This is a genomic window from Acidithiobacillus sp. HP-11 (assembly GCF_015100075.1).
GTDB classification, from domain to species: Bacteria; Pseudomonadota; Gammaproteobacteria; order Acidithiobacillales; family Acidithiobacillaceae; genus Acidithiobacillus; species Acidithiobacillus thiooxidans.
The window spans coordinates 1-5,634 of sequence record NZ_JACKYY010000080.1; the positions used below are offsets into that span (position 1 = coordinate 1).

The following is a 5,634-nucleotide window of genomic DNA, read 5'->3' on the forward strand; positions in this document are numbered from 1 at the left end:
GTCCACCATCCACGGCGGAACCAACCCCAACGCCAAGGTAAACAGCTTGTCTTCGTCCATCATTAACCTTCCCTAGATCAGCAATGCCCTAAGACTACCGTACCCTCGTATCCACTCCAAGTAGCGAGGAGCCATCTGCCAGGCATTGATCCAGCGTTTGCATGCCCTGGTTTTGTCCGGTCTGAATGACTGAGTACATTTGTGCCACTTTATTTTCGCGAATGAGATTACGAATAGCCGGCGTGGCAATCATGATTTCATGAGCTGGAACCCGCCCTTTTCCATCGGCAGTTTTCAGCAGGGTTTGCGAAATGACCGCCCGTAAGGATTCAGACAACATGGAGCGGACCATGTCCTTTTCCCCGCCCGGGAAAGAATCGACAATACGATCAATGGTTTTAGGTGCTGAACTGGTATGTAGCGTCGCAAAAACAATGTGTCCGGTTTCTGCTGCCGTCAAGGCAAGCCGCATGGTTTCCAGATCACGCAACTCACCGACCAGAATAATATCCGGATCTTCACGCAGCGCCGAACGCAGGGCGTTTTCGAAGGAATGGGTATTCGGCCCCACTTCACGCTGATTAATCAGGCACTTTTTAGCCGTATGGATGAACTCTATAGGATCTTCGATGGTAATAATATGATCTGGCCGATTAGCGTTGATATGATCCACCATAGCCGCCAGGGTCGTGGACTTACCAGACCCGGTTGGTCCGGTAACCAGTATCAGTCCACGCGGGATATTAATAATTTCCGTAAAAGATTTTGGCGCATTGAGATCTTCCAGACTCAACACCTTGGCCGGAATGGTACGAAATGCCGCAGCGGGACCCCGATCCTGATTAAAAGCATTCACCCGAAAACGCGCAATACCGGGCAGTTCATAGGCAAAATCGATTTCCAGATTTTCTTCATACCATTTTCGCTGGGAATCCGACATGATGTCGTAAATCATTGCGTGGACGGCCTTTCCGTCCAGTGCTTCAACGTTGATGGGACGTATATCGCCGTTAATGCGCAACATGGGTGCGAGGCCCGCAGATATGTGCGTATCTGATGCGTTATTTTTCACCGCGAAGCTGAGTAGTTCAGCAATATCCATCTATAAATCTCCACATGGCATGGTAATACCCGGCATTTGGGCATTGGGACTCATGCGCGTTACTATAGTCGACCTTGGCCATTTCGCCCACGTTTCATGGAGCAGCATGTCCCTCGCTGAAAATCTGGCAAATATAAGGCGCACGCTACAGCAGCCCGACCGCCCCATGTTACTGGCGGTGAGCAAAAGGGTTCCGGCGTCGGTCATCCGCGAAGCCCATGCCTTGGGATTGCGTCATTTCGGTGAAAACTACCTTCAGGAAGCGCTGGACAAACAGGATGAACTACGCGATCTAAAGAATATTTGCTGGCATTTTATCGGCCGGATTCAGCGTAACAAAACCCAAGAAATTGCCCGGCACTTTGCCTGGGTCGAAAGCGTTGACCGTCTGCTGATTGCCCAACGGCTGGACAGTGCCAGACAGGAGGTTTCGACGCCCCTGAATGTGCTGATTGAAGTGGCCGTCAGCTCGGAAGACAGCAAGGGAGGATGCCCACCTGCTCAGCTTGCGAGACTTGCAGAAGGCATCCAGCAACTCCCCTTTCTCCGTTTGCGTGGCCTGATGGCATTGGTCCATCCCGACCCTGACCAGGCAAACGTCAATTTTCAGCAAATGCACAGCTTATTCAACACGCTGCTACAAAGCGGGAATTACCCTGACCTGGATACTTTGTCCATGGGAACTTCGTCTGATTTTGTGCAGGCGCTGGAGCATGGAGCCACAGAAATCCGCTTGGGTACGCGCTTGTTTGGCAGCCGTCACCAGGAGGCAACATGATTGAACAAAATATCGTATTTATTGGCGCAGGCAATATGGCTCGTGCCCTTATTTCCGGAATGCGCCAGCTTGGCGTACCAGGTAGCCAGATTCAGGTACATGCCCCCAGTACCCAGCGTCGTGAGGCCCTTGCCGAAGAATTCGGCCTGCGTAGCCGTCCTGCCAAGGCCGAAAAGCTGCCGCAGAACAGTCTGGTGATTTATGCCGCCAAACCCAAACAGGTAGATGGGATTCTCAGCGAATGGCGGGAATCATTCGCGGATGCCCAAGTCCTTTTTGTATCCGTTGCAGCGGGCATTTCCAGCCAGCAAATGCGCAGCATCCTGGGAGAGAATGTGGCCGTATTCCGCGCCATGCCCAATACGCCTGCGCAGGTGGGAGCGGGAGCGACGACCCTCTTCGCCCAGGCAACGGTCAAGGCAGCGCAGTGCGACATCGTGCAGCAAATTTTCTCCGGGGTGGGCAAGGTGTTCTGGCTGCATGACGAATCCCTGATGGACGCAGCTACCGCCCTGGCTGGCAGCGGTCCTGCGTATGTGTTGTTATTTCTGGAGGCGTTGGAAGACGCCGCCGTACTTGAAGGACTGGATCGGGTCACCGCCCGGGCCCTGGCTTTACAGACGGTGTGGGGTACCGCCCAGATGGCTGCAGCAAGTCCTGCGAGCCCCAGTGAACTGCGTCACCAGGTCACCAGTCCCGGTGGTACGACCGCTGCCGGTCTAGCGGTCTGGGAAGAGCAGTTGCGGCCTCTGGCCCAGCGTGCCCTGGCTGCCGCCGCCGCGCGCAGTCGTGCTCTGGGTCAGTCACTGAAGACCAAAGCATGAATGCAATCAGCATTGAAGCCGCTCGTCTGACGGATCTGGTACTTACCCTGCTGTTCTGGGCCATCCTGATTCGCGCCATTTTATCCTGGGTCCAGCCGGATCCCCGTAACCCCATTGTCCATTTTCTGGACCGGGTTACCGGACCCATTCTTTATCCCCTGCAGCGGATTATTCCGCCCATTGGCGGAATGGATCTCAGCCCTCTGGTGGCCCTTTTACTCATTGAGTTATTGAAAGGTCTGCTGGTCAATGCCATTCTGAACCTCGGCGGCGTTTAATACGCCAGGCACTTCTCGACGCGAACCGGAAACTCACATGACACCTTCTAAGCACGCTTACAGCCTGGACAACATCCTGGAAATCTATGCACGTCCTTTCAACGATCTGATTTTTGAGGCGCAGCAAATTCATCGTCAGCATTTTGATGCCAATACCATCCAGTGTTCCACCTTACTGTCCATCAAAACCGGTGGTTGCCCGGAAGACTGTGGTTATTGCTCGCAAAGCGTCCATCATGAAAACAGTCTGAAACCGGAAGCTCTCATGGATATTGAAGCCGTGCGCAGTGCCGCCGCCGCCGCCAAAGCCAACGGTGCGCAACGCCTGTGCATGGGGGCAGCCTGGCGGTCTCCACATGACAAGGATATTGAAAAAGTCGCCGCCATGATTCAGGTGGTCAAAGAGCATGGGCTGGAAAGCTGCGTCACCCTGGGCATGCTGAAAAGCGGGCAGGCAGAACGTTTGCAGTCTGCCGGACTTGATTACTACAATCACAATCTGGATACCTCCCCGGAATTTTACGGTGAGGTCATTCATACCCGCAGCTTTCAGGATCGTCTGGATACCCTGGAAGCCGTCCGCGATGCGGGCATCAAAATCTGTAGTGGCGGTATTCTGGGCATGGGTGAATCGCGCCGGGATCGGGCCCGGATGCTGCAGGTGCTGTCGCAGCTGCCGCAGCCACCGGAAAGCATTCCCATCAATGCCCTGGTTCCCATTCCCGGCACGCCTCTGGAAGCGGCCACGCCCATTGACGGCCTGGAGTTTGTCCGCACCATAGCCGCTGCCCGGATCATCTTTCCGCAAGCCTATGTCCGCCTTTCTGCAGGACGGGAAACCATGAGCGACGAATTGCAGGCTCTGGCTTTTCTGGCTGGTGCCAACAGTATTTTTCTGGGGGATCGATTACTGACCACCAGCAATGCCAGCAGCGGACATGACCAGATTTTATTTGAAAAGCTGGGGCTTCACGCCGGATAAGCTGAAAGCCCTCTGACCCATAAGGAATCAGAGGGCGTAGCCAGCTCTAAAAACTCAAATCAGGAATGCTCCCCGAAGGACAAGGGCATGGAATAATTGAGCATGATTTCATCTTCGCCCGGATCGCTATCCTTGATATAAGCATTCGAAATATGAGCGATTTTCAGGCCGAAACGGGACTGATTGGCAAACTGGTAATCGAGACTGAGCTCCAGACGAAACTGAAAAGTGCCATCCAGATATTTGCCCCGCCCTTGATGATAACCACCCATGGCCAAAACGGGGGTCAGCACCCAGTGATCCCAGGCAACATCCGTATAAAAGCCCGTATACCCCATAAAGCCGCCATTGGTATTGGCCATCAGACCATAGACAGCACCAACCCCGAATAACTTGGCACCCGTTTGATATTCGAGGTTAATCTCTGGAAGTGTGGCATTAGTATAGCCTGGACCAGGAGTCACACCTGCCGCATTAAATGCGCCAAGACCAATATTAAAATACGAAGGTCCGCCCTGAATCACGTGCAAACCTTCGCTATCCGCCAGTGCTGGAGTTGCCGCCAATAATCCGAGAACGGCACTGCCTAAAATACCCGTCCAGGCCCACTGTTTGTTTTTCATGATTACTCCTTGTATCCAGTTCATTCATGCATCATCTTGCCGACTTGAAGTGTTTAGGTTAAGGTATCAACCGAACGGTCAGTATGCGATTTACTTCCGAGCCTGTCAAAATTTAACAACAGGACTGAACTTACGCTACTGACTCACCGGAGTACCCTGGAGCCTAGTATATATGGAATATTATGCTTCGTTGATGGGGTGCTTCTGGAATTGGCTGCTGTAATTGCAACACAAGGAAAGCTATGCGCTGGCTCAAACGCTTTTTGGTCCTGATCATTCTCATTATTGTCGCTTTCGGTGCCTATGCCTATTTTCAGATTGCCAATTATTACCCCAACACCGATGACGCTTACATCCATGCCCACGTGGTCAACATTTCGCCACGCGTGACTGGACATATTGTTCATATTTATGTGCGCGACAATCAGGTGGTACACGCCGGGCAGCCTCTGGTCAAAATAGACCCCGAGGCCTACCAGTACGATGTAGAGAAAGCCGAGGCAGAACTCGCTCAGGCAGAACGCCAGACGGATGCTATTCAGGCCAACATTGCGGCAGCCGAGGCGCGAGTCAGTGCCGACCAGATCACTTACCAGAACGCCCAACGCAATGCCCAACGCGCTGCGGCACTGGCAGCTCAAAAATATCTGTCTGCGCAGGAAGCAGATAACCGGATGACGGCTGCAAAAGGCGCCATGGCACAATGGCAAGCCGAAAAGGCCAATTTGTCTGCTACCCGCGCCCAGCAGAGCCTGAATGCAGCTCGAATCGCCGCAGCCAAGGCCGCACTGGGGACCGCCAAAATGTATCTTGCGGAAACCACTTTGTATGCGCCAATCACCGGGGTGGTTAGCAAAGTCGACAAAATTCATGTGGGCGATGTCGTCAGCATCAACCAGGATCTTTTCCCGTTGATCGGAAACGCTCAATATTGGGTGGAGGCCAATTACAAGGAAACCGATCTAAATCGGGTTCACCCCGGTCAAGCTGCCAGTATCCACGTAGACATGTACCCCAATCACCAATTCAAGGGGACGGTGGTCAGCC

The 5,634-nt window shown here is 53.3% G+C and carries 7 protein-coding genes; 5 read left to right on the plus strand and 2 right to left on the minus strand.

All coding sequences use genetic code 11. The annotated features are described in order from the left end of the window. Positions 1–94: 94 nt before the first annotated feature. Complete coding sequence (locus H7F08_RS14650; protein ID WP_193640948.1) at positions 95–1,102, minus strand: type IV pilus twitching motility protein PilT; 1,008 nt, start codon at positions 1,100–1,102, stop codon at positions 95–97. A gap of 106 nt (positions 1,103–1,208) precedes the next feature. On the opposite strand from H7F08_RS14650, the gene H7F08_RS14655 reads away from it, so the two are divergent. From H7F08_RS14655 to bioB, 4 genes are read left to right on the plus strand one after another with little or no spacing between them, the layout of a single operon-like run. Further along, positions 1,209–1,880 carry a YggS family pyridoxal phosphate-dependent enzyme gene (locus H7F08_RS14655; RefSeq protein ID WP_031569511.1) on the plus strand — a complete coding sequence of 224 codons (672 nt, stop codon included), beginning with the start codon at positions 1,209–1,211 and terminating at the stop codon, positions 1,878–1,880. Further along, the gene (gene proC, locus H7F08_RS14660; protein ID WP_031569512.1) at positions 1,877–2,704 is read left to right on the plus strand and encodes a pyrroline-5-carboxylate reductase; all 828 of its coding nucleotides are present in this window, start codon (positions 1,877–1,879) and stop codon (positions 2,702–2,704) included. The genes H7F08_RS14655 and proC overlap by 4 nt, the downstream gene beginning before the upstream one ends. Further along, entirely contained in the window at positions 2,701–2,982 is a 282-nt protein-coding gene (locus tag H7F08_RS14665; RefSeq protein WP_031569513.1) for a YggT family protein, read from the plus strand. The genes proC and H7F08_RS14665 overlap by 4 nt, the downstream gene beginning before the upstream one ends. 37 nt (positions 2,983–3,019) lie before the next feature. After that, positions 3,020–3,964 carry a biotin synthase BioB gene (gene bioB / locus H7F08_RS14670; protein ID WP_031569515.1) on the plus strand — a complete coding sequence of 315 codons (945 nt, stop codon included), beginning with the start codon at positions 3,020–3,022 and terminating at the stop codon, positions 3,962–3,964. 59 nt (positions 3,965–4,023) lie between these two features. Here the strand turns inward: bioB and H7F08_RS14675 are convergent, their stop codons facing one another. Continuing rightward, a complete protein-coding gene (locus tag H7F08_RS14675; RefSeq protein WP_024893374.1) occupies positions 4,024–4,587 on the minus strand; it encodes an acyloxyacyl hydrolase in 564 nt (187 codons plus the stop codon). A 242-nt stretch (positions 4,588–4,829) separates the two neighbouring features. Here H7F08_RS14675 and H7F08_RS14680 point away from each other — a divergent pair. Then, on the plus strand, positions 4,830–5,634 hold an 805-nt coding region (locus H7F08_RS14680), incomplete at its 3' end, for an HlyD family secretion protein (protein ID WP_193640949.1).